Raw genomic sequence first — 23,360 nt, 5'->3', positions numbered from 1 at the left:
AGTATGTCGACATCAGGCACGATCCGCTGCGGTATTGGCGGCTGGACCTTTGATCCCTGGGAGGGGACGTTCTATCCGGAAAAGCTGGCGAAGAAGCGGCAGCTGGAATATGCCAGCAGCCAGCTGAAAGCCATCGAGGTCAACGGCACCTATTACGGCTCGCAAAAGCCTGAGACCTTCGCCAAGTGGGCGTCGGAAGTGCCGGATGATTTTATCTTCTCGCTGAAGGCCAGCCGCTTTGCCACCAACAAGAAGGTGCTGGCGGAGGCCGGGGAGTCGATCGGCAAGTTTCTGGGTCAGGGACTGACGGAACTCGGACCGCATCTGGGGCCGATCCTCTGGCAGTTCATGCCGACGAAGAAATTCGATGCTGAGGATTTTGGCGCATTTCTGGCACTGCTGCCGGAAAAACAGGATGGCTTGACGTTGCGTCATGTCGTTGAAGTGCGGCACGATTCCTTCCGTACGCCGGAATTCACCGCCCTGCTTGCCAAGCACAAGGTCGCGGTCGTCTGCGCCGATCATTTCGATTATCCAATGATCGCTGATGTGACCGGTGATTTCGTCTATGCGCGTCTTCAGACCGGCAGCGATGACGTCGTTACCTGTTATGACGAAAAACGCCTTGATCTCTGGGCTGACCGGGTGAAAATCTGGGCGGCAGGCGGCGATATCGGCGATCTCGCCCATGCAGACGCCACGCACAAGCCGGAAAACAAGCCACGCGACGTGTTTGCGTTTTTCATCACCGAGGGCAAGGTCAATGCACCGAACGGCGCTCGGGCGCTGCAGAAGCGGGTCGACTGATCAGCCGGCGGCAGGCAACGGCTCGATCGCGGCGGCAAGGTCTTCCGCCGTCAAGCCCTCGCCCGCCTTGGTGCCTGCCCGGCCGTGACGCCAGACACCGGCGGCGGCCGCTTCAAAGGCGGGCATGGCCTGCGCCAGATGTGCGCCGATGATACCGGCGAGCGTATCGCCCGATCCAGCCGTTGCCAGCCAGGGCAGTGCATTGGTGTTAATCGCGGCGCGGCCGTCGGGCGATGCGATGACGGTGTCGGCGCCCTTGTAGACGATGACGGCCTGACTGCGTTTCGCCGCCGCGATGGCACGATCGACTTTTGACAGAGTTGGGTCGGCGTCGATATCCGGAAACAACCGGGCGAACTCGCCGTCGTGCGGGGTCATGACTAGATGGGTCTCGCCCTGCGCATAAGCGTCGAAAAGCAGCGCCGGGTCGTCCTTGAAAGCGGTGATCCCGTCGGCATCGAGCACCAGCGCCCGCTCGCCGAGCATCAGGGCGTATTGCCGCGCCTTCGCCAGATCACCAAATCCAGGACCAAGCACGAAAGCGCTGATACGTTTGTCGGCAAGCCAATGCGAAAGGGCGACGGCATCGTCGATTTCCTTCAGCATCACGGCTGTCAGATGCGCGGCATTGGCGGTCAGCGCCGCAGAGGACGACGCAAGTGTCACCAGTCCAGCGCCAGCCGTCAGCCCGGCCATAGCCGACAGCCGCGCCGCTCCGGTTGAAAGCGGCCCGCCCGAGAAGATGGCGAGATGGCCGCGCTTGAATTTATGGGCTGAGGGATCAAGGACATGCGCATAGCCGGCCCAGAGATGCGGGCCGTTTTCGCAAAGCCCGCTTGTCTGGTTGCGCAGGATGCGTTCGGGTATGCCGATGTCGAACACCTCCAGGCTACCGCAGAGCGTGAGGCCCGGCATCAGCAGATGCCCCGGTTTTCGTGTCATGAAGGTGACGGTGTGGCTGGCGCGAAAACTCTCGCCCAGCACCTGCCCGGTGCGGCCGTCAAGGCCGGACGGCAGGTCAATGGCGATGACCGGCAACCTGGCTTTTGTAACCGCCTGCATCGTCAACGCCACCGCAGGTGTGACCGGGCGCGCGAGGCCCGCGCCGAACAGGGCGTCGATGATGATATCTCCGGGCTGGGGCGTATATTGCGCGAGAGGAGCAGTGCTCCTCGTCCAGTCCTTAAACGCAAGGGCTGCGTCGCCTTTGAGCTGGCTGGGTTCTCCGAGGGAAAAAACGCAGACCGCAACGCCGCTGTCGGCCAGGGCTGTTGCGGCGACATAGCCATCGCCACCATTGTTGCCGGGTCCACACAGAACGACAAACCGCAAGGCGCCGGGGTAAAGCCGTAGTGCTGCGGCGGAGACAGCCATGCCGGCGGCTGTCATCAGCCGAAAACTATCGATGCCCGACAGCGCGGCATCGCGATCGATGGCAGACATTTCAGCGGGGGCAATGATCAGGGCGTCGCGGGTAGTTCGCATCAGGACAAAATGCCCCCAAGCAGCAGCGGCGACAAGCACAAACTACAGGCCAATTTTGTATATTTTTTATGCATTTGCACATAATTGGCGCTCAAATATAACGCTTAACCGAGCGACAACGGCAAGCAGTTGCGAACAACCCGCTGTCACGCAGAAAAATTCATAAAAAATAGGCAAATGACGCTGTTTATTCCGAAGAAAGGGATATGATCATCACAGATGCGGGTGTTTTCATCCAAAACTGCATCGCATTTGCCATATCTGGCATGTAAAATGCATATTCAGGGCGAGCGGGCATAAGCCTGCCATAACGGGAGAAGCGGAGAGACATTTTCTCATGAAAAAGATCGAAGCGATCATAAAGCCTTTCAAGCTAGACGAAGTGAAGGAAGCCCTTCAGGAAGTTGGCCTGCAGGGGATCACCGTCACCGAAGCCAAGGGTTTTGGACGCCAGAAGGGCCACACGGAACTGTATCGTGGGGCTGAATACGTTGTTGATTTTCTCCCGAAGGTGAAAGTCGAAGTCGTACTGGCTGACGAAAATGCGGAGGCCGTGATCGAGGCCATACGGAATGCCGCCCAGACCGGACGTATTGGCGACGGAAAGATCTTCGTCTCCAATATCGAGGAGGTCATCCGCATCCGTACCGGTGAGACCGGCATCGACGCCATCTAATCCGCCTGACCGTTCGGTTCAGGCCATACCTCGTCATCTCAAAGAGGGACTTTCAAAAAATGACGACTGCAAATGATATCCTCAAGCAAATCAAGGATAACGACGTCAAGTTCGTTGATCTGCGCTTTACCGACCCGAAGGGCAAGCTGCATCATCTGACGATGGACGTCGGCTGTGTTGACGAAGACATGTTCGCTGATGGCGTCATGTTCGACGGCTCGTCGATCGGTGGCTGGAAGGCCATCAACGAGTCCGACATGGTGCTGATGCCGGATACGGCGACCGTGCACATGGATCCTTTCTTTGCGCAGTCCACGATGGTTATCGTCTGCGATATTCTCGATCCGGTTTCCGGCGAAGCCTATAACCGCGACCCGCGCGGCATCGCCAAGAAGGCCGAGGCCTATCTCAAGGCGTCCGGCATCGGCGATACCGTATTCGTTGGTCCGGAACCGGAATTCTTCGTGTTTGACGACGTCAAGTACAAGGCCGATCCGTACAATACCGGCTTCAAGCTCGATTCGTCGGAACTGCCGTCGAACGACGACACTGACTACGAGACCGGCAACCTCGGTCACCGTCCGCGCGTCAAGGGCGGCTATTTCCCGGTTCCGCCGATCGACAGCTGCCAGGATATGCGTTCCGAAATGCTGACGGTTCTGACCGAAATGGGCGTCACCGTTGAAAAGCAGCACCACGAAGTCGCTGCAGCCCAGCATGAGCTCGGTGTCCGGTTCGACACCCTGGTGCGCAATGCCGACAAGGTGCAGATCTACAAATACGTCGTGCACCAGGTCGCCAATGCCTATGGCAAGACGGCAACCTTCATGCCGAAGCCGATTTTCGGCGACAATGGCTCGGGCATGCACGTCCACATGTCGATCTGGAAGGACTCGAAGCCGACCTTCGCAGGCGACGAATATGCCGGCCTCTCGGAAAGCTGCCTTTTCTTCATCGGCGGCATCATCAAGCACGCCAAATCGATCAACGCCTTTTCCAACCCGACGACGAACTCCTACAAGCGCCTCGTACCGGGTTATGAGGCACCGGTTCTGCTCGCTTACTCCGCTCGCAACCGTTCGGCCTCGTGCCGCATTCCGTTCGGCACGGGTCCGAAATCGAAGCGCGTCGAAGTCCGCTTCCCTGATCCGCTGGCAAACCCCTATCTTGCTTTCGGCGCCATGCTGATGGCCGGCCTCGACGGTATCAAGAACAAGATCCATCCCGGCAAGGCCATGGACAAGGATCTTTATGACCTGCCGCCGAAGGAACTGAAGAAGATCCCGACGGTCTGCGGCTCGTTGCGCGAAGCGCTGGAGAGCCTCGACAAGGACCGCAAGTACCTGACCGCCGGCGGCGTGTTCGACGACGACCAGATCGATTCCTACATCGAACTGAAGATGGTCGAGGTCATGCGTTACGAAATGACCCCGCATCCGGTCGAATTCGACATGTACTACTCGGCCTAACCGCCGAAACCGGACCCGCATGGCGGGTTCACTTCAACACAGCAAAAAGCCAGCTTCTCGCGAAGCCGGCTTTTTGTTTTTGGCCTTTCGCAGCGTCTATTGTTTCTTCAGACGCTGCTTCAGGAGATTGAGGTATTCCTCGTTATTATCCTGTCCTTGGCTTGCGGCCGCCGGCGCCTTGCATGCGGGCTTGTAGTCGAGCGCCATGCCGGCCTTGACGCAGACGCCAACCTGCCAGCCGGGCGGCAGCGCGGTCAGATCGACATCCTTCCATTTCGGATGGCCGCTCGCCTGCAGCTTGTCGAGATTATTGAGGATGAGGCTGGAAAACTCCGAGACAGCCTTACAGCTTTCCCGCTGATACGCGTTGCGCTTGATGTCATAGTCATAGGTCATCATAACGGCTTTGACGGCGATCAGATCGACAGGCTCCTTCTGGAAGGCATAGGTTCCAGCGCCGATGCGTGACGGCGTGTACGTCGCCAGAAGCGGCGCTTCGGTAATCGGCACAAGATGGAATTTCGCACCGTCGATCGGATTGTTCTTGAATAGCGCTGCCGGCGCTCCCGCGACGTAGAAAAAGGCATCGATCTCGCCTGCGAGAAGCTTTGGCAGGGCTGCATCCGGATTGAGCGGAACCCGTTCCCCGGTCTTTACCTGCAGGATGTCGAGGATCAGCGACGAGGTCAGGAAGGTGCCGCTGTCCTTGACGCCGACGGCAACCTTCTTGCCGGCAAGATCTCCCATGTCCTTGATATCGGAGCGGGCGAGAACGTGGATTTCCTCGTTGTAGAGCGGAAACATGATACGCACGCCGCGCACGGCCTGCTGCACTTCCGGATCATCGGCCTCGAATGTTTTCAGATATTCGAGCACATCGCTCTGGACGATGCCGAACTGGGTATTCTTGCTGTTGCGGACGCCGACGAAATTCTCCAGCGATCCTGCGGATTCCTTGACGTTGAGTGTCAGGCCACACGTCTTGCCGAGCGCGGCAACATCCCGTCCGATCTGGATATAGGTGCCCTGCGGCCCTCCGGTCATGATGTTTTTTTCGAACTCGGCTGCCGATACCGGATTGAGCGCAAGCGCCGTCAGGATCGTAGCAGCCACAAAAGCCTGTCGGAACATCATGTTTTCTCCACATATGGTATCGGCTAGGCAGGCGGATACCGGTTGTCAGCAATCACTCTTGAAATCGCGCATCAGGTTGCGCATCAGGATCAGCGGCACTTTGTCAAAGACACTCTCAAGCGCATCGGTGACACAAGCACCTGATGCCAGTTGGTCCTTCAGCCGCTGTTTCTTCTCATCATCCAGAAAGCCGACGCCGCGCGTCTTGCCGATGATCTTGTCCACCATCAGCCGGTCACGCGGCAGCAGTCCTGCACCCGGGCCAGTTTCTGATACCGGCTTATCGATAACAGCTGTATCGGATTGCGTTTCTGGTGCAATTCTGGCAGCGGCTTGAGCCTGATCCTTAAGCTGCTTCTGCAGGGCCTCCACTTTCCCACGCTCCTCGCTGAGACTTTGCTCCAGCGTGGTGATCTGAACGTCACGCGCCAGATCGAGCGCAGACTTGAAGGTCGGAGGCTTTTTCCCGGCTTCAGTGACCTTCTGCTCCAGGGCTTTTTGCGCGGCCACCGTATCGGCTGTTGCCCGCTCAAGGGCCGCCTTCAAGCTGGCTATCTGCTTGTTCAGGGTAAGCTTTTCGGTGCCAAGATTTTGCGCCTGCGTTCGGGCATCGGCGGAATCGGCCTTGGCCATGCTCAGCTGATCGTTGAGCCGGGCAATCGTTGCCGTAAAATCATCAGCGGCCGATTTCGCCGCAGATTTTTCGGTCGAAAGCAGCTTTTCAAGCGCTGAAATATCGGCGTCGCGCTTGTCCAGGAGCCGGGTGAGCTTTGGAACCTCGTTCAGCTTCAGCTCGGCATAGTCCTTTTCCAGTTCCTCGGCCCAGTTCCCGGAATTCTTTTTGAATTTGACGAGATCGCTGGTCGCCTTGTCCTTTTCCCCCGTGACCTTGGCAAGTTCGGCTGTCAGCGAAGCAGTCTCGGACGTCAAAGCGGCAATGTCCGTCTGCATCGCCTGCCGGGCAAACCAGAAATAGCCACCGGCCCCGATCAGCGCGAGGCAGAGCACGGCCGGCAGCAGCAGACCGGACGAACTGCGGCCACGCGTCACCTGTTGGTCCCTACCCCATTGATTGCTCATGCCATATCCGCCATCAAGAACTCCTCATATGGGAGGTACGACGATTTTCCCGGAGAGGCAAGCAACGGCGTACAGCAACTCTGTCTCTGTCGATCCGCGCTGTTGAGCGCCCATCTGCTGCCGGAGCTTCACACTTGATGTTTGAGGAAAAACCACCACATACTACAGCGAAAGGAACCTCACATGATGAAACAAAGAGACGCAAAATTTCAGATTGGACAGGTTGTTCGCCATCGCGTGTTTCCATTTCGCGGCGTTATATTCGACGTCGATCCGGAATATGCCAACACCGAGGAATGGTGGAATTCAATACCCGCTGAAGTCCGACCGACCAGGGACCAGCCGTTTTACCATCTGCTCGCCGAGAATGAGGAAACGGAATATGTCGCCTATGTCTCCGAACAGAACCTCATTTCGGATGAAAGCGGAAAGCCGGTGCGTCATTCGCAGGTGAACGCCTTTTTCGATCCGGAGACTGTCGGTCAGTACAAGCCGAAAGCGGTTGTTCAGCACTGAGACCAGTCATTGATGATGACTTTGGCCTGAAACGCAAAAGCCGCCGCGAGATGATCGCGGCGGCTTTTTGTTGAGGAGACAGGCAATCAGTTCGCCTTGGCAGCCTTCTGGGCTTCTTCAAGCTTCTTGCGGGCATCTTCGGCCTTCTTCTGCATTTCTTCCTGCAGCAGGCGCTGGCGCTCTTCGAGCTTGGACTGTTCGATCGGCTCGCCGTCGAAGACGCCGGTGAAGCCACCGAGCGAAATCTTGATCGGGTTCGGCGCACGCTGGAAGTTGACCGATGTGAACACCACTTCGCTGCCCTTTTTCAGGCTGGCAAGAACGGCATCGCTAAGCGGCACTTCGGCAACGCACTTGTCCGGCATGCAGATGGCGTAATCGAGCTTGGAGCCCTTGCCGCCGTCGATCTGCATCTGGATGCCTGGCGGAATGAGGCGTGCCGACGGAACCGAAACCTGCAGGACCTTGCGGTTGACCTTGCCCTGAACACTGATCAGGCCGATTGCGGTGATCAACTGACCGTTGCTGGCCGTCAACAGGTTCTGCACGATGCAGACATCGTTGTCTTCCTGCTTGGTGCAGACCTTGAACCAACCCTGGGGCGGACGGCCGGCACCAGTGGCCTGCTGTGCAAACGACGCGGCCGGCATCGCGGCAACAGCAACTGCGCCGGCAAATGCCGACAAAGCAGCCTTTTTGGTGAAGTTCGACTTGAAGATCATAATGATACCCGTCTCCTGAATTCCGGTGTCTGAGCAGTCTAAAGACGCTCGTGATCAATGGTCAGCTGCCCGCTCTCCTGTTGGGCAAATGAGGCAATTGCATGACCCTCGTCTCCGGGAACACCTGTTACAGGGAGCGGCGACGGATATCCACCCTCCCCGCCATTTTTTTGCGTTCCGTTGTTGGGTCAGCATTTGCTTTTAAAGTATCGGTTGGTTGGAAATGCTGGTCAACGTGTTAATTTGCCGTGATTCACGAGACGACGACAGCAGGAGGCGGGCTTTGCGCGCATTGTTTTTGGGTTTGATTGCGGCGCTGGCCACGCTTGGCACCGATGTAACTGCACAGGCGGAGCCGGTTCACGGCATCGCCATGCACGGCCAACCCGCCCTGCCCGCCGATTTTAAGAACTTCCCTTACGTCAAGCCGGACGTCAAGAAGGGCGGCCGCGTCTCCTATGGTGTGGTCGGCACTTTCGACAGTCTCAACCCATTCATCCTGAAGAGCATGCGCACCACGGCGCGTGGCATGCTCGATCCGGAATACGGCAATCTCGTTTATGATTCGCTGATGCAGCGCTCACGCGACGAAGCCTTTTCGCTCTATGGCCTGCTGGCCGAGACGGTGGGGTGGGATGACGATCGCACCTTTATCCAGTTCAACCTCAATCCGAAGGCGAAATGGGCCGATGGTCAGCCGGTGACACCGGAAGATGTGATCTTCACGTTCGAACTGTTTCGCGACAAGGGCCGCGTTCCGTTCAGCACGCGGCTGGCAAAGGTCGACAAGGTAGAAAAAATCGGCGACCGCAGCGTCCGCTTTATATTCAACGATAAAGCCGACCGCGAATTCCCGCTTTTGATCGCCATGACGCCGATCCTGCCGAAACATGCGATCGACGTGGCGACATTCGATCAGACCTCGCTCAAATTTCCGCTTGGGTCAGGGCCTTATCGCGTTGCCGAGGTCAGGCCGGGAGAACGGATCGTTTACAAGCGCAATCCCGACTATTGGGCAAAGGATTTGCCGACCAAGATCGGCTTCGACAATTACGACGAAATTTCCGTCGAGTATTTCCTGCAGGACAATTCTTTGTTCGAGGCCTTCAAGAAGGGTGAGATCGATATCTATCCGGAAGGCAGCCCGACGAAATGGTCGCGCAGTTACAATTTCCCGGCCGTCCAGTCCGGCAAGGTGATCAAGGAGACGTTCACGCCGAAGACACCTTCGGGCATGCTCGGTTTTGTCTTCAACACGCGCCGGCCAATGTTCGAGAACCCGAAGCTGCGCCAGGGGCTGGCGCTGGTCTTTGATTTCGAATGGGCAAACAAGAACCTCTTTGACGGTGCTTACACGCGCACGCAGAGCTTCTGGCAGAATTCGGGTCTTTCCTATCTCGGTGTTGCCGCCGATGGCCGCGAGCTCGGAATACTCGGTGACATCAGGAGCCGCATCAATCCGTCGGTCCTCGACGGAAGTTACCGCCTGCCCGTCACCGATGCGTCGGGCCGCGACCGCAACGTGCTGCGCGAAGCTGTGACACTGCTGCGTGAAGCCGGTTACGGCATCAAGGACGGCAAGATGCTCAGCGCCAATGGCACGCCGCTCGCATTCGAGATCATGACCCAGAACGAGGGCCAGGAAAAACTGGCGCTGACCTATCAGCGCTCGCTGGCGGCGCTTGGGATTGCCGCGTCCGTGCGCACAGTCGATGATTCGCAGTACCAGCAGCGCACCCAGTCATTCGACTACGACATCATCATGAAATCGTTCCCGTCCTCTCTTTCACCGGGTATCGAGCAGATTACCTATTGGGGATCGCAATCGCGCGATCAGCAAGGCAGCTCGAATTTTGCCGGTGTTGCCGACAAGGATGTCGATACGCTTGTCGATCACATCCTGCGCGCCGTCAGCGTCGAAGACTTCACAGCCGCCGTTCGGGCGCATGATCGCCTGCTCGTCTCCAATTTCTATCTCGTGCCGCTCTATAACGTTGGGTCGCAATGGGTCGCCCGCGAAAAGCGCATTGGCCGCCCGAGTGTCGTGCCGCTCTATGGCTATCAGCTGCCGGTATGGTTTGATGAAACTGTGCAGTAACCCGGAATTGGCGGCGGTATACTTTTGGTAATGCATTGAAAGCGCAAACCGGGACGCCTATGTCGCTGATCAACGATTTTCAGCGCGAGGAGCAAGCGCCATGAACCATGTCAATATCGATGTCGTTTCCGATGTCGTCTGCCCCTGGTGCTATCTCGGCAAGGCGAGGCTCGATCAGGCGATCGCCAATGTCGCGGCCGATATCCTCGTCACCGTCAACTGGCGGCCGTATCAGCTCAATCCGGACCTGCCGCCGGAGGGCGTCGATCACAAAGCCCATCTCGCTGCCAAGCTCGGCGGCCAAGCGGCGGTCGATCGTGCGCATGAGATGCTGGCCGGCCTTGGCGAACAGGACGGCATTACGTTTGATTTCGACGCCGTCAAGATCAGTCCCAACACGCTCGATGCGCACCGGCTGATTCGTTGGGCCTTGACCGAAGGCGGCGACACACAGAGCGAGGTCGCCTCGTTGCTTTTCAAGGCAAATTTTGAAGAGGGCCGCAACATCGGCGATCACACGGTGCTGCTGGACATCGCAGCCGAGGCCGGTCTTGACCGTACCGTCATTGCCGCGCTGTTGGCTTCAGATGCGGACAAGGACGCGGTTTCCGAGGAAATCGACATGGCACGCGGCATGGGCGTCACCGGTGTTCCCTGCTTCATCATCGACAGCAAATACGCCGTCATGGGCGCCCAGTCGGTCGAGGTGCTGGAGGATGCCCTGCGCGATATCGCCAAGATGAAGAACACGTCGCAGATAAATTGACCCTCTCCCTCACCCGGTAATTCCAGCAAGCCGCGCAAATCCTGCGCGGCTTTTTTCGTTCGCATTCAAGTCTTTGCCAGTCCCGCCAGCTGCGTCATGACGACGGCAGCACCCGCCAGCCGCTTTTCCGGTGTCGGGAAATCGCGCTGGAAGAAGATGCTGTGATCCGGGCGGATCTTGGCCATGATGCCCTGTTTGGCGATATAGCCGACCAGCGCGCCCGGATTGGGGAATTCGCGGTTGCGGAATTGCACCACGACGCCCTTCGGGCCGGCATCGAGCTTTTCGACATTGGCGGTGCGGCAGAGCGACTTGATATAGACGATCTTCAACAGGTGCTGGACTTCGAGCGGAAGCGGACCGAAGCGGTCGATCAGCTCGGCACCAAAGGCGTCGATATCGCTGAGCTCAGTGATCTCGCCCAGACGACGGTAAAGCCCGAGGCGCAGATGCAGGTCCGGCACATAATCGTCCGGGATCATCACCGGGGTACCAACGGAAATCTGCGGCGACCAGCCGCTGTCGGCGATCTCCTCGTCACCCTTGAGTTCGGCAACCGCCTCTTCCAACATCTGCTGGTAGAGCTCGAAGCCGACCTCCTTGATATGACCCGACTGCTCGTCGCCGAGCAGATTGCCGGCGCCACGGATATCGAGGTCGTGGCTTGCCAGCTGGAAGCCGGCGCCCAGCGTGTCGAGCGATTGCAGCACCTTGAGGCGGCGTTCGGCCATGCCGGTCAGCGTCCGGTTGACCGGCAGCGTGAACAGCGCAAAAGCGCGGACCTTGGAACGGCCGACGCGGCCCCTGAGCTGATAGAGCTGCGCCAGGCCGAACATGTCGGCACGATGCACGATCAGCGTGTTGGCCGTCGGCACGTCGAGGCCGGATTCGACGATCGTCGTCGATAGCAGAACATCGTAGCGGCCTTCATAGAAGGCATTCATGATGTCTTCGAGTTCGGTCGCAGGCATCTGGCCGTGGGCGACGGCGACCTTCAGTTCCGGCACATCGGATCTGAGGAAATCGTGGATTTCAGAGAGGTCGGCCAGACGCGGGCAGACGTAGAAACTCTGACCGCCGCGATAGTGTTCGCGCATCAGCGTTTCGCGGATGACAAGCGCATCGAAGGGCGAGATGAACGTGCGCACCGCCATGCGATCGACCGGTGCTGTGGTGATCAGCGACAGTTCGCGAACGCCCGTCAGCGCCAGTTGCAGCGTACGCGGGATCGGCGTTGCCGACAGCGTCAGGACGTGCACGTCGGATTTCAGCTCTTTCAGCCGCTCCTTGTGCTTGACGCCGAAATGCTGTTCCTCGTCGATGATCAACAGGCCGAGATTGGCAAAGTTGATCGAGGTACCGAGCAGAGCATGCGTACCGACGACGATATCGGTCTTGCCTTCGGCGACTTCCTTCTTGGTCAGTGCCAGCTCCTTGGAGCCGACGAGACGTGACGCCTGGGCAATGCGCACCGGCAGCCCGCGAAACCGCTCGGTGAACGACTTGAAATGCTGGCGGGCAAGCAGCGTGGTGGGCACGACAACGGCCACCTGGACACCGTTCATGGCGGCGATGAAGGCGGCTCTCAGGGCCACTTCGGTCTTGCCGAACCCGACGTCGCCGCAGACGAGCCGGTCCATTGGACGGCCAGCGCCCAGATCGTCCCGGACGGCCTCGATGGAGGTCATCTGGTCTTCGGTCTCGTCATACGGGAAACGCGCCGCGAACTCGTCGTAGAGGCCTTCCGGCGTCGTCAGCACCGGCGCATGACGCGTCAGGCGTTCGGCGGCAATACGGATCAGACCACCGGCCATATCGAGCAGGCGCTTCTTCAGCTTGGCCTTGCGCGCCTGCCAGGCGACGCCGCCGAGCTTGTCGAGCACCGCGTCGCTGCCCTCCGAGCCGTAGCGGGAGAGAAGTTCGATGTTTTCGACCGGCAGAAACAGCTTTGCCTCATCGGCATAGACCAGCTCAAGGCAGGCATGTGGCGCACCGGCGGCCTCGATGGTGCGGAGGCCGATGAACCGGCCGATCCCGTGCTCGGCGTGGACGACAATGCTGCCTTCGTCCAGCCCCGCGACTTCAGCGATGAAATCGGCACCGCGCTTGCGGCGTTTGGAGCGGCGGACCATGCGATCGCCGAGAATGTCCTGTTCGCCGATGACGACGAGATTGCCGGTTTCAAAGCCGCTTTCGAGGCTAAGCACGGCCGACGCCGCCTCCCCGGATTTCAGGCTGTTGAGTTCCGACAGCGCCTTGACCGGCTTGATGTTGGCGAGGCCGTGTTCAACCAGCACCTGAAGCAGGCGGTCGAGCGATCCTTCCGACCAGGCGGAGATCAGCACCTTGGCGCCCTTGGCGCGGCGATCGGCGATATATTTGACGGCCAGATCGAAGACGTTGACACGTTCGGCGTCGCTGGTCGTTTCCGTGGCGTTTTTCGCCCAGCGTACACCAAGACGTGCATCGACGGTGATGACCTGCCGCGCTTCACCCTCGTGTTCGCTGAATGGCGAGAGGCGGACGGCATTGCGCGACACCAGAGCCGCATTAAACGCCTCGACGCTCAGATACAGCATCTCCGGCGGCACCGGCTTGTAGGGCGTGCCCTGCGAAATCTGCGATTTGCCCGGCGAGACCGACGATTGGCGGGCCTCGTAATAGTCCTGAACCAGCTTGGAGCGCTCGGCTGCGGCTTCGCGAACCACATGGTCGGTGACGATATGGAAGCCGGCGAGATAATCGAACACCGTGTCGAGCGTGTCGTAAAACAGCGGCAGCCAGTGTTCCATGCCGGCATAACGCCGGCCTTCGGAGACCGCCAGATAAAGCGCATCGTCACGGGTCGCCGCACCGAACATCGACAGATATTGCGTGCGAAAATGGCTGATCGTCTCCGGCGTCAGCGAAACTTCGCTCATCGGGTTGAGATCGAGCGAGCGGGCCTGTCCGGTGGTGCGCTGGCTGGCCGGATCGAACGACCGGATGCTTTCCAGCGTATCGCCGAAGAAATCCAGGCGGACAGGTTCCTCACTGCCGGGCACAAAAACATCGAGAATGCCGCCGCGCACCGCATATTCGCCGACCTCGCGAACGGTGGCGACACGCTCGAAGCCGTTGCGACCGAGGCGCGCCGCAATATCGTCCATCCGGATGCTGGCACCCGGGCGCGCCGAAAACGCCAGGCTCTCGATGATATCCTGCGGCGCCATTTTCTGCAGGGCGGCGTTGACGGTGACCAGCACGATGGCCGGATGCGGCTTTTTCTCATGCGCTATCAGACCGCTCAGCGTTGCCAGGCGCCGCGCCGATGTATCGGCACTGGGCGAAACGCGGTCATAGGGCAGGCAATCCCAACCCGGAAGCGTCAACACCGGAATATCGGGAGCTGCAAAGCCCAGCATCTGTTCGACATCGGCGATGCGCTGGCCATCCGAGAGAATATAGGCGACCGGTCCGTTGGCCCGGGCAAGCTCGGCAAGGATCAGCGGCTCGACCCCGGCCGGAACCGGGCCGATGGTCAACTCGCGGGTGGCGCGCGCAACTTTCTTGGGATCAAAACCGGCAATCATCAGGCGTTTTTGTCCTTGTCGGCAAGCAGCACATCAAAATCGGGGCGATAGGACACGATCCGATTGAACAAGGGTGTGCGATAGCGCTCCGGTACTGGTTGCGATCCAAGCACCCACTTGAGGAGATCGGTGTCTTCCTCACCCATGATCGTTTCGAGCTCGTCGAGATCGGTCTCCGCCAGATCAGCAAGCTCATTGTCGGCGAACTGTCCGAAAACCAGATCCATCTCGCGGACTCCCCGATGCCAGGCGCGGAAAAGAATCCGTTTGCGGCGCGGATCGAGATCGGCGCTGGTGCGGGTGATGCCGGTCATGAAAGGTCCTTCCTGCCGCCGCGTCGCTAAAGGCGGCGTTTCGCTATGGCTCTATAAACGCTGAAAAGAGTATTGTCAGCCTTGCCAAAGACCTAATCCTCGTTTCAGTCTGCCCCGCATGCGCCCTGCCCTTCTCGACCCTCTTTTTGCCCCGCTCAACTCGCTTCCCGGCATCGGCCCGAAAGCGGGCGAACTTTATGCACGGCTGCTGGGCCGCGACAGCATCGACGATTGCCGGGTGATCGACCTCGTCTTTCACGCGCCGCATTCGCTGATCGACCGGCGCCACCAGCCGGGCATCGCGCGCACGCCGCAGGGCGTCATCGTCACCATCACCGGCCGGGTCGACCGGCACCAGCCGCCACCGCCACGCACCAGCCAGCCCTACCGCGTCTTTCTGCATGACGATACCGGCGAACTGGCGCTGACCTTCTTCCGGGTCAAGGGAAACTGGCTGGAAAAGGCGCTGCCGGTCGATGAGACCGTGACGGTCAGCGGCAAGGTCGATTGGTTCAACGGCCGCCCGTCGATGGTGCATCCCGATTATATGGTGCGGGCAACGGAGGCCGAAAACCTGCCGCTGGTCGAGCCGATCTATCCGCTGACGGCCGGTCTTTCGGCGCGCATCCTGCGCAAGGCGGTCGAAGCGGCCCTGCCCCGCATTCCAGACTTTCCCGAATGGATCGAAGAAGCTCTGATGCAGAAGCAGGGTTTTCAGTCCGCGCGCGAATGTTTCCTGGCTCTGCACGACCCGCGCGACGAAACCGATCTCGATCCGCAGGCGCCTGCCCGCCGGCGGCTTGCCTATGACGAATTCCTGGCCGGGCAGCTGTCGCTGTCGCTGGTGCGCCAAAGGCTGCGCAAGGTGGCCGGGATACCGGTGCACGCGACGGGAAAGCTGAGCAGGCCGGTCCTTGCCGCCCTGCCGTTTTCGCTGACCGGCAGCCAAACGGTTGCCATCGACGAAGTGCTGAAGGATATGGCCGGTACCGAGCGGATGCTGCGGCTGCTACAGGGCGATGTCGGCTCGGGAAAGACGGCAGTGGCGCTGATGTCGATGCTGGCGGCCGTCGAGGCAGGCGGTCAGGCCGTGTTGATGGCGCCGACGGAAATTCTTGCCCGCCAGCATTTCGCGACGCTGTCGAAGATGGCTGCACCCGCCGGCGTCACCATCGATGTCCTGACCGGTCGCACCAAGGGCCGCGAGCGCGACGCCATCCTGGAACGCATCGCGTCCGGCGAAACACAGATCGTCATCGGAACCCATGCGCTGTTCCAGGATACCGTTGTCTACAACAATCTCCTGCTGGCCGTCGTCGATGAGCAGCATCGTTTCGGCGTGCATCAGCGCCTGCGGCTGACGGCCAAGGGAATTTCCCCGCATATGCTGGTCATGACTGCGACGCCGATCCCGCGCACGCTGGTTCTGGCGGCGTTCGGCGATATGGACGTTTCGAAACTCACAGAGAAACCGGCCGGCCGCAAACCGATCCAGACGGTGACGGTATCGACCGAGCGCACCGGCGAAATCGTCGCGCGGCTTCGTACCGCGCTTGCCGAGGGCAAGAAAGCCTATTGGATCTGCCCGCTGGTCGAGGAATCGGAAGCTTCTGACCTGATGTCAGCCGACGAACGCTTCCAGAGCCTCGACAAGCAGTTCGGACCGAATGTCGGCCTGGTGCACGGGCGCATGAGCGGCGCGGAAAAAGACGCAGTGATGCTCGCCTTCAAGAATGGCGACATCCGCCTTCTGGTCGCCACCACCGTCGTCGAGGTCGGGGTCGATGTGCCGGACGCGACGATCATGGTGATCGAGCATGCGGAGCGGTTCGGGCTGGCGCAACTGCACCAGCTGCGGGGGCGCGTCGGGCGGGGCGATGAGGCCTCGACCTGCATCCTGCTCTACAAGGGACCGCTTAGTGAAAACGGCCGGGCGCGGCTGTCGATCCTGCGGGAGACCGAAGACGGGTTTCTTATCGCCGAAGAAGATCTGAAACTGCGCGGCGAAGGCGAATTGCTGGGTACGCGCCAGTCCGGCACGCCCGGTTTCCGCATCGCCAGCCTGGAGGCACACGGCGACCTGCTGGAGATCGCCCGCAAGGACGCGGCTTACATCATCGAACGCGATCCGGACCTGACGACTACGCGGGGCGAGGCTCTGCGGACGCTGCTCTATCTGCATCGCCGGGACGAGGCGATCCGGTTTCTCAGGGCCGGCTAAGCGACTTGCCGCGTTTGGCAGGTGTCGTCTCCTGCGTGACTGCGATAGTTTTTGGCAGATAGTCTGGAGTAACCAGCCCACCCGACAGCAGCAGCTTGGCGGCGTCCTCGGAGCTCATGTCGAGCGGCACGATCTTTTCACGCGGCACGAAAATCAGAAAGCCGGCGGTTGGCACCGGTGTCGGCGGCAGGAACACGGCGACCATGTCCAGACCGCGCGCGGTAAATTTCACCGCGATCTCGCCCTTGGCGTCCGTGGCGATGAACACCAGAGACCAGAGACCCGGGCTTGGATATTCGATCAGGCCCGCCTTCTTGAACGAGTTCGACTGGTCCTGCAGCACCGTCTGGAATATCTGCTTCAGGCCCTTGTAGATCGAGCGCACCAGAGGAGTGCGCACGAGAAGGGACTCGCCGAAACCGACGATGCTCTTTCCGATGAGATTGGCGGTGAAAAAACCGACCAAGGTGATCAGCATCAATGCCGTCAAAAGACCGAAACCAGGCACCGGATAGGGCAGGAAATTGTCTGGATTGTAATCGAACGGCAGATAGGGTTTGACCCAGCTGTCGGCCCAGAGGATGAACGACCAGGTAATCCACGCGGTGATCGCGAGCGGCGCACAGATGATCAGGCCGGTCAGGAAATAATTCCTCAACCGCGTGGCGAAAAACCCACGTGCCGATTTGTCTGTCATGCCGCTCCGTCTTGTCCGTCGCCGCCAGCGAAAAATGCCGCGTTATAGCTTACTGTGCCGGACGCCGCATTGGACGACAAGGGCTGCGCCAAAAAATATTGCGGTGCACAATCTGGGTAGATCAACCGGGCATCGTTCTGAAATCCGAACTTGCGATAGAGTTCGGGATTGCCCACCACGACGCATCCGGCTGCTGCCTGCTCCCTGAGCACCTCCAGCCCTTTGCCGATCAGGGCGCTGCCGATACCCCGCCCCTGAAATGCAGGCAGGACCGATACCGGGCCAAGCCCATACCAATCCTTCGAACCGTCAGACAGTTCGACAGGTGAAAAAGCGATATGGCCGACCACATCGCCATTCACTTCAGCAACCAGCGAAAGACTGAGCGCACCCGCCTGCCGCAAACGGTCGATGATCAGGTGTTCTGTCTGATCGCTGTGCGGATGATCCTTGAAGGCGGCGATCGTCACGGCGCGGATCGCTGCGATATCAGCCGGACTTTCTGGACGTATGATCATTCCACCGTAACCGACTTTGCCAGATTGCGCGGCTGATCGACGTCGGTGCCCATGATCACGGCCGTGTGATAGGCGAGCAGTTGGATCGGCAACGAGAAGATCATTGGGGCAATGATCTCGTCGACATTCGGCAGCACGATCGTGCTCATCGTAGCGAGCTTGGAGGCGGCTGCACCCTTCTCGTCGGTGATGAAGATGATGCGGCCGCCACGGGCGGCGACTTCCTGCATGTTCGACACGGTCTTTTCGAAGAAGCGATCATGCGGCGCGATAACGATGACCGGCATGTTCTCGTCAATCAAGGCGATCGGACCATGCTTCAATTCACCGGCTGCATAGCCTTCGGCATGGATATAGGAGATTTCCTTCAGCTTCAGCGCGCCTTCCATGGCCAACGGATAGCTGGTGCCACGGCCAAGATAGAGCACGTCCTTGCACTTCGACAATTCACGCGCCAGGCTTTCGATCGTCGGCTGGATCGTGTTCAGCACCTTGCCCATGATGCGAGGCATTTCGGCGAGGCTGCGAACAAGAACCTTTTCCTCGACCTCAGAAACGGTGCCGCGTGCACGTCCGGCGCCGATCGCAAGCGCTGCGAGCACCGACAGCTGGCAGGTGAAGGCCTTGGTCGATGCGACGCCGATTTCAGGGCCGGCCATGATCGGGAAGATCGCGTCGGATTCCCGCGCGATGGTCGATTCCTTGACGTTGACGACGGCGCCGATTTTCAGGCCGTGTTCCTTGCAATAGCGCAACGATGCCAGCGTGTCGGCGGTCTCGCCGGACTGCGAGATGAACAGCGCTGCGGATTGCGGCGAGAGCGGAATGTCGCGGTAGCGGAATTCGGATGCGACGTCGATTTCGACCGGCAGGCGAGCGTAGCGCTCGAACCAGTATTTGCCGACGAGGCCGGCGAGATAGGCGGTACCGCAGGCGGAGATGGCAAGGCTCGGTACCTTGGCGAAATCGATCGCTGCGGCAATCGGATTGACCGTGTTCTCGATGAAATCGACGTAATGGCCGAGCGCGTGCGAAATCACTTCCGGCTGTTCGTAGATTTCCTTTTCCATGAAATGGCGGTGATTGCCCTTGTCGACCATATAGGCCGCGGCCACCGAAATCTGGCGCGGCCGGGACACAGGTTTACCGTCATGATCGAGGATTTCGATGCTATCGGCGGTCAGCACAGCCCAGTCGCCGTCGATCAGATAGGTGATTTCGTTGGTGAACGGCGCCAGCGCGATGGCATCGGAGCCGAGGAACATTTCGCCCTTGCCGAAACCAACGGCGAGCGGTGGGCCGCTGCGCGCTGCGATGATCGTGTTTGGTGCATCCTGGAAGATGACGGCCAGCGCATAGGCACCGGTGACCCGGCGCAGCATCGCATGCATCGCATCCCTGTGGCTCATGCCGTCGCGGATCAGTTTGGCCAGCAATTGCGCGACGACCTCGGTGTCGGTCTGCGTCTTGAAGGTTGCGCCGGCAGCTGCAAGCTCGTCCTTCAGCTCGGAAAAATTCTCGATGATGCCGTTGTGGACGACGGCAACGCCATCGGTGAAGTGCGGATGGGCGTTATTTTCCGTCGGAGCGCCATGCGTCGCCCAGCGGGTGTGGGCAATGCCTATCTGGCCAGCCAGCGGCTCGCCGCGCACTTTGGTTTCCAGATTGACCAGCTTGCCTTCAGCGCGGCGGCGTTCAAGCAGACCGTCATGGATCGTCGCGACACCGGCGGAGTCATAACCGCGATATTCAAGACGCTTCAGCGCATCGACAAGACGCTCGGCGACAGGCTGATTTCCAACAATACCGACGATACCGCACATATGTTTCTTCTCCGCAATGTTCAAAGACCGGCTCCTGAAATAACCGGAGCCAGTCCCATAGTATCTGTTAGGTGCCGCTTTGGTATCGAATTTCGAAAAATCCGCAATCGGCCTGAAATTCACTTTCGATTTCAACCGTTAACCGCAGCGCGGCGATTGGCTATTTTTTCAGTTTCGCGGCTTTTTCCGCCTGGTATATTTCACGCAGGATTTTTGCCCGGCCCGGCTTGATCTCCTGACGCGCTCTGCCGAAGGCAACAGCGTCTGCCGGCACGTCCTGCGTAACGACGCTACCCGACGCAACAAGCGCGCCATCGCCGATGGAAACCGGTGCGACCAGTGACGAGTTCGATCCGATGAAGGCGTTCGCGCCGATGCGGGTGATGTGCTTGTTGACGCCATCATAGTTGCAGGTGATCGTGCCGGCCCCGATATTGGTTTTTTCGCCGACGAAGGCGTCGCCGATATAGGTAAGATGATTGACCTTGGCTCCGGCGCCGATCTCGGCCTTCTTCACCTCGCAGAAATTGCCGACCTTTGATTCTGGTCCCAGGTTGGCGCCCGGTCGTAGGCGTGCATAGGGGCCGACGGTTGCCTCTGTCCCGACATGGGCGCCTTCCAGATGCGAGAACGCATGGATGACCGCGCCGCTTTCGATGATGACGCCGGGTCCGAAAACAACATTTGGCTCGATCAGAACATCCTGGGCAATCTGTGTATCGAAGGCGAGGAAAACGGTTTCCGGCGCAATCATAGAGACGCCGGAGACCATCAGTTCGTGACGGCGGCGTCTTTGCCAGATCGCTTCGATCGCGGCCAGTTCGGCGCGATTGTTGCAGCCGGTCAGCTCCGTCTCCGGCGCCTCGACGGCGATAGCCTTGCCGCCTTCAGCGCGGACGATCTCAACAATATCCGTCAGATAATATTCGCCCTTCGCATTGGCATTGCCGATCTTGCCGAGCAGTTCCAGCGCCCTGGCGCCGTTGATCGCCATCAAGCCACCATTGCAATAGGTGATCTGTCGCTCGTCCTCGGTCGTATCCTTCTGCTCGCGGATCGCCAGAAGCGCGCCGTCCTCAACGATAAGCCTGCCATAACCGGTCGGATCGGCGGTCTGGAAGCCGATGACGACAACATCATTGCCGTCGGCAAGACCTTTCCGAGCAGCCAGAAGCGGCGTTGCAGTAATCAGTGGCGTATCGCCGAAAACGACGAGAATGTCGTCGTAACCCTTGGCAATGGCGTCCTTTGCCGCAAGAACCGCATGCCCCGTACCAAGGCGCTCCGTCTGCAGAAACGCGGAAAGTTCAATATCATTGCGGCCTGCAGCGGCCTTGACGGAATCGGCATCGCGGCCAAGCACAAGGGCTGCGGACGTGATCGATGCATTGACGAGCGACTCGACCACATGCGCGATCATCGGCCGCCCCGCGACCGGGTGCAGCACCTTCGACGTGGATGACTTCATCCGCGTGCTTTCCCCCGCCGCCAAAATGATCGCCAGGCATGTGCGCTTCATTCACGTTCTCCCGCTTTGATGGCATCCCCGCTTCAGGCCGGGGCGATTCTGCCTGTTTCATAGCAGGAAGATATTGCAAGGAACATCATCCGTCATGTTAACCCGGATACAACCCGAGCCTGTCATAAACGCAGGACAACCGCGATTGACCGCTCCGATAGCCGGGAACGATACCGACGATGCAGGCCTCGACCGATACAGTGCTTTCCTCCCGCCGCAGATCGTTTTGGCGCGACCGCGCCGGAGCCGCCCTCGCCCGCCGGCCGCTGATCATACTGGCGCTTGTGGTTGCCTGCATGCCGCTGGCGCTGCTGACCACGGTGACGATGCCGATCGGTCCGATGTATTGGGACCACTATATCTATCTCGATGCGGCAAACCGCATTTTCGACGGTCAGGTTCCTTCGATCGACTTTTTCGCGCCGGTCGGCGGCCTCGGCTACTATCTTTTTGCCGGCTGGCTTTATCTTTTCCCCAATGGACACCCGTTGCTGTTGTCCAGTTGGTCGTTGATGACGGTGACCGTCCCCTTGATGGCGCTGGTCGTCCGCGACGTGCAAAGCCGCTCTGCTGCGATTGCATACGGGCTGCTGTTGCCGTTCCTGTTTTTCTCGCTGCTCCCCTTCAATACGGGCGAGTTCTACCCCTATCCGGGCTCGGAAGGCTTCGGCATCTACAATCGCCAGGTCTGCCAGCTTCTCTATGTGCTCGCGGCCTGCCTGGTCTTCGTGCGTGGATGGAAGACACTGGCGATAGTGACTGCGCTGGCGATGCTGGCTCTGCTGTTCGTCAAGGTTACGGGCGTGGTTGCAGGCGTTGTTCTTTGCCTGACGGCTTTTCTGGCGGGGCGCCTGCCGCTGCGCGCAGCCTTGGTGGCCGGTGCGTTCTTCCTTGCCGCAATTGCCCTCATCGAAATGACCACCGGCTCGGTGTCCGCCTATATCGCCGACATCCAATCGCTGGTTCTGATCAACGATACCAGCCTGCTGCCCCGCCTGCTGCAAGCAGCCTCGCTCAATTTCGAAACAGTCCTGGCTTGCGCCCTCCTCTGCCTGGTTCTTCTGCTGACGAGCTACAAGGCATTTTTCGGAACGATTCGCACGTTTGCAGCCAAGCCCGGCTTTACGGCCTTCGCGGATATCGCCGATCATTCCTTCTTTTGGCTGGGAAGTTTCACCGCCGCTGGCCTGCTGTTCGAAAGCCAAAATACCGGCAGTCAGGCCTTCATCTTCCTGTGGCCCTTACTGCTTGGCATCATGCTTGAGAGGTACCGGCTGAAAGGTCCTTCGGCCGCGTTTGTAGCAATTGCCGTACTTTCATTCTTTGCAGCATTGCCGCCGGCTGCTGCCGTCACTCAAAAGGCCGCCAGGGCCTGGATCGGCGGTATCAACAACATGCCACTGGAACAATCAAACCTGAAGAGCATGGGTGCCGTCAGCGTCCGCGATATTCTTACAGAGCGCATGGAAAAGCTGCGCAACAACTACGTGGTCTACCGCCCAACCTATGACGCATTGGCATCTGAGGGCACTTTGCCGTCGTTCCTGCTTTATAGCGATTTCGATTTCCAGGCTCTCTGGCTGCGGAGTGCCGATGAGGTCATCTCGGCGATCCACAGCTATGAGACAGCCAACAAGGTGCGGTTCGAGACGATCATGACAATCGATTTCACCAATCCCTTCCCCTGGCTGATGGATCGCCATGCGCCGAAATACATCGCCATCGGCGCCGACCCCTACCGGGCCGTGCCGCCGCTCGATGCGCACGTCAAGCAGGCTGTGGATGCCGTCGATCTTGCACTTTACCCGACATGCCCGCCAACGGCCGCACGCCTGGCGCTGCTCAACCTTTATCAGCCCATGCTTGCCGAGGGCCACCGCCGCATCACGCTGACGCCCTGCTTCGATGCCTTCGTCCGTGACGGGATCACGGCGGCGCCTTGA

Annotated in this window: 18 protein-coding genes; 8 read left to right on the top strand and 10 right to left on the bottom strand. The window is 59.5% G+C overall.

The window, feature by feature from the left end; genetic code table 11:
- Positions 1-3: 3 nt before the first annotated feature.
- Complete coding sequence (locus tag ACP7E0_RS29620) at positions 4-807, top strand: DUF72 domain-containing protein (protein WP_426130316.1); 804 nt, start codon at positions 4-6, stop codon at positions 805-807.
- Here ACP7E0_RS29620 and ACP7E0_RS29615 read toward each other — a convergent pair whose 3' ends face one another.
- On the bottom strand, positions 808-2,292 hold the full coding sequence (locus tag ACP7E0_RS29615; protein WP_426130315.1) for an NAD(P)H-hydrate dehydratase: 1,485 nt from the start codon (positions 2,290-2,292) through the stop codon (positions 808-810).
- Between the two features lie 337 nt (positions 2,293-2,629).
- On the opposite strand from ACP7E0_RS29615, the gene ACP7E0_RS29610 reads away from it, so the two are divergent.
- A complete protein-coding gene (locus ACP7E0_RS29610) occupies positions 2,630-2,968 on the top strand; it encodes a P-II family nitrogen regulator (RefSeq protein ID WP_018324798.1) in 339 nt (112 codons plus the stop codon).
- Between the two features lie 59 nt (positions 2,969-3,027).
- Positions 3,028-4,437, top strand: a complete 1,410-nt coding sequence (gene glnA / locus ACP7E0_RS29605; protein WP_426130312.1) for a type I glutamate--ammonia ligase — start codon at positions 3,028-3,030, stop codon at positions 4,435-4,437.
- Positions 4,438-4,533: 96 nt separating this feature from the next.
- On the opposite strand, the gene ACP7E0_RS29600 is transcribed toward glnA, so the two are convergent.
- Together ACP7E0_RS29600 and ACP7E0_RS29595 are read right to left on the bottom strand one after the other, a co-directional pair.
- On the bottom strand, positions 4,534-5,571 hold the full coding sequence (locus ACP7E0_RS29600) for a TAXI family TRAP transporter solute-binding subunit (RefSeq protein ID WP_426130311.1): 1,038 nt from the start codon (positions 5,569-5,571) through the stop codon (positions 4,534-4,536).
- Positions 5,572-5,616: 45 nt separating this feature from the next.
- Positions 5,617-6,651, bottom strand: coding sequence for a hypothetical protein (locus tag ACP7E0_RS29595; protein WP_426130309.1), 1,035 nt, complete (start codon positions 6,649-6,651; stop codon positions 5,617-5,619).
- Between the two features lie 186 nt (positions 6,652-6,837).
- On the opposite strand from ACP7E0_RS29595, the gene hspQ reads away from it, so the two are divergent.
- The gene (gene hspQ, locus ACP7E0_RS29590) at positions 6,838-7,167 is read left to right on the top strand and encodes a heat shock protein HspQ (protein WP_113312585.1); all 330 of its coding nucleotides are present in this window, start codon (positions 6,838-6,840) and stop codon (positions 7,165-7,167) included.
- Positions 7,168-7,253: 86 nt separating this feature from the next.
- Here the strand turns inward: hspQ and ACP7E0_RS29585 are convergent, their stop codons facing one another.
- Entirely contained in the window at positions 7,254-7,889 is a 636-nt protein-coding gene (locus tag ACP7E0_RS29585) for an invasion associated locus B family protein (RefSeq protein ID WP_426130308.1), read from the bottom strand.
- 223 nt (positions 7,890-8,112) lie between these two features.
- On the opposite strand from ACP7E0_RS29585, the gene ACP7E0_RS29580 reads away from it, so the two are divergent.
- Positions 8,113-9,987: an extracellular solute-binding protein gene (locus tag ACP7E0_RS29580; protein ID WP_426130306.1), complete on the top strand. Its 1,875-nt coding sequence runs from the start codon at positions 8,113-8,115 to the stop codon at positions 9,985-9,987.
- Between the two features lie 100 nt (positions 9,988-10,087).
- A complete protein-coding gene (locus ACP7E0_RS29575; RefSeq protein ID WP_426130304.1) occupies positions 10,088-10,753 on the top strand; it encodes a DsbA family oxidoreductase in 666 nt (221 codons plus the stop codon).
- 65 nt (positions 10,754-10,818) lie between these two features.
- On the opposite strand, the gene mfd is transcribed toward ACP7E0_RS29575, so the two are convergent.
- Positions 10,819-14,325 (bottom strand): transcription-repair coupling factor, encoded by a 3,507-nt coding sequence (mfd, locus tag ACP7E0_RS29570; protein WP_426130302.1) that lies wholly within the window; start codon positions 14,323-14,325, stop codon positions 10,819-10,821.
- Positions 14,325-14,639, bottom strand: a complete 315-nt coding sequence (locus ACP7E0_RS29565; RefSeq protein ID WP_426130300.1) for a succinate dehydrogenase assembly factor 2 — start codon at positions 14,637-14,639, stop codon at positions 14,325-14,327. The genes mfd and ACP7E0_RS29565 overlap by 1 nt, the downstream gene beginning before the upstream one ends.
- 118 nt (positions 14,640-14,757) lie before the next feature.
- Between ACP7E0_RS29565 and recG the strand changes: the two genes are divergently transcribed.
- On the top strand, positions 14,758-16,860 hold the full coding sequence (recG, locus tag ACP7E0_RS29560; RefSeq protein ID WP_426130298.1) for an ATP-dependent DNA helicase RecG: 2,103 nt from the start codon (positions 14,758-14,760) through the stop codon (positions 16,858-16,860).
- Here recG and ACP7E0_RS29555 read toward each other — a convergent pair.
- From ACP7E0_RS29555 to glmU, 4 genes are all read right to left on the bottom strand, one after another.
- Positions 16,847-17,557 carry a DUF502 domain-containing protein gene (locus tag ACP7E0_RS29555; protein WP_426130296.1) on the bottom strand — a complete coding sequence of 237 codons (711 nt, stop codon included), beginning with the start codon at positions 17,555-17,557 and terminating at the stop codon, positions 16,847-16,849. The genes recG and ACP7E0_RS29555 overlap by 14 nt on opposite strands.
- A complete protein-coding gene (locus tag ACP7E0_RS29550; RefSeq protein ID WP_426130294.1) occupies positions 17,554-18,075 on the bottom strand; it encodes a GNAT family N-acetyltransferase in 522 nt (173 codons plus the stop codon). Before ACP7E0_RS29550 ends, ACP7E0_RS29555 begins: the two co-directional genes overlap by 4 nt.
- Positions 18,072-19,898, bottom strand: a complete 1,827-nt coding sequence (gene glmS, locus ACP7E0_RS29545; protein WP_426130362.1) for a glutamine--fructose-6-phosphate transaminase (isomerizing) — start codon at positions 19,896-19,898, stop codon at positions 18,072-18,074. Before glmS ends, ACP7E0_RS29550 begins: the two co-directional genes overlap by 4 nt.
- A gap of 160 nt (positions 19,899-20,058) precedes the next feature.
- Positions 20,059-21,417 carry a bifunctional UDP-N-acetylglucosamine diphosphorylase/glucosamine-1-phosphate N-acetyltransferase GlmU gene (glmU, locus tag ACP7E0_RS29540; protein WP_426130293.1) on the bottom strand — a complete coding sequence of 453 codons (1,359 nt, stop codon included), beginning with the start codon at positions 21,415-21,417 and terminating at the stop codon, positions 20,059-20,061.
- A gap of 179 nt (positions 21,418-21,596) precedes the next feature.
- On the opposite strand from glmU, the gene ACP7E0_RS29535 reads away from it, so the two are divergent.
- Positions 21,597-23,360 carry a hypothetical protein gene (locus ACP7E0_RS29535; RefSeq protein WP_426130291.1) on the top strand — a complete coding sequence of 588 codons (1,764 nt, stop codon included), beginning with the start codon at positions 21,597-21,599 and terminating at the stop codon, positions 23,358-23,360.

Source organism: Pararhizobium sp. PWRC1-1, assembly GCF_049897905.1.
In the GTDB taxonomy this organism is placed as follows: Bacteria; Pseudomonadota; Alphaproteobacteria; order Rhizobiales; family Rhizobiaceae; genus Pararhizobium.
This window is presented reverse-complemented; position numbering and strand designations above follow the sequence as displayed.

Bases quoted from the DNA above. Each gene is read 5' to 3' on its own strand.
- hspQ (WP_113312585.1), top strand. From the start codon at position 6,838: ATGAAACAAAGAGACGCAAAATTTCAGATTGGACAGGTTGTTCGCCAT.
- ACP7E0_RS29575 (WP_426130304.1), top strand. From the start codon at position 10,088: ATGAACCATGTCAATATCGATGTCGTTTCCGATGTCGTCTGCCCCTGG.
- ACP7E0_RS29535 (WP_426130291.1), top strand. From the start codon at position 21,597: ATGCAGGCCTCGACCGATACAGTGCTTTCCTCCCGCCGCAGATCGTTT.
- ACP7E0_RS29615 (WP_426130315.1), bottom strand. From the start codon at position 2,292: ATGCGAACTACCCGCGACGCCCTGATCATTGCCCCCGCTGAAATGTCT.
- glmS (WP_426130362.1), bottom strand. From the start codon at position 19,898: ATGTGCGGTATCGTCGGTATTGTTGGAAATCAGCCTGTCGCCGAGCGT.
- ACP7E0_RS29565 (WP_426130300.1), bottom strand. From the start codon at position 14,639: ATGACCGGCATCACCCGCACCAGCGCCGATCTCGATCCGCGCCGCAAA.
- ACP7E0_RS29620 (WP_426130316.1), top strand. From the start codon at position 4: ATGTCGACATCAGGCACGATCCGCTGCGGTATTGGCGGCTGGACCTTT.
- glnA (WP_426130312.1), top strand. From the start codon at position 3,028: ATGACGACTGCAAATGATATCCTCAAGCAAATCAAGGATAACGACGTC.
- ACP7E0_RS29580 (WP_426130306.1), top strand. From the start codon at position 8,113: ATGCTGGTCAACGTGTTAATTTGCCGTGATTCACGAGACGACGACAGC.
- ACP7E0_RS29595 (WP_426130309.1), bottom strand. From the start codon at position 6,651: ATGAGCAATCAATGGGGTAGGGACCAACAGGTGACGCGTGGCCGCAGT.
- ACP7E0_RS29610 (WP_018324798.1), top strand. From the start codon at position 2,630: ATGAAAAAGATCGAAGCGATCATAAAGCCTTTCAAGCTAGACGAAGTG.
- mfd (WP_426130302.1), bottom strand. From the start codon at position 14,325: ATGATTGCCGGTTTTGATCCCAAGAAAGTTGCGCGCGCCACCCGCGAG.
- glmU (WP_426130293.1), bottom strand. From the start codon at position 21,417: ATGAAGCGCACATGCCTGGCGATCATTTTGGCGGCGGGGGAAAGCACG.
- ACP7E0_RS29550 (WP_426130294.1), bottom strand. From the start codon at position 18,075: ATGATCATACGTCCAGAAAGTCCGGCTGATATCGCAGCGATCCGCGCC.
- ACP7E0_RS29585 (WP_426130308.1), bottom strand. From the start codon at position 7,889: ATGATCTTCAAGTCGAACTTCACCAAAAAGGCTGCTTTGTCGGCATTT.
- ACP7E0_RS29600 (WP_426130311.1), bottom strand. From the start codon at position 5,571: ATGATGTTCCGACAGGCTTTTGTGGCTGCTACGATCCTGACGGCGCTT.
- ACP7E0_RS29555 (WP_426130296.1), bottom strand. From the start codon at position 17,557: ATGACAGACAAATCGGCACGTGGGTTTTTCGCCACGCGGTTGAGGAAT.
- recG (WP_426130298.1), top strand. From the start codon at position 14,758: ATGCGCCCTGCCCTTCTCGACCCTCTTTTTGCCCCGCTCAACTCGCTT.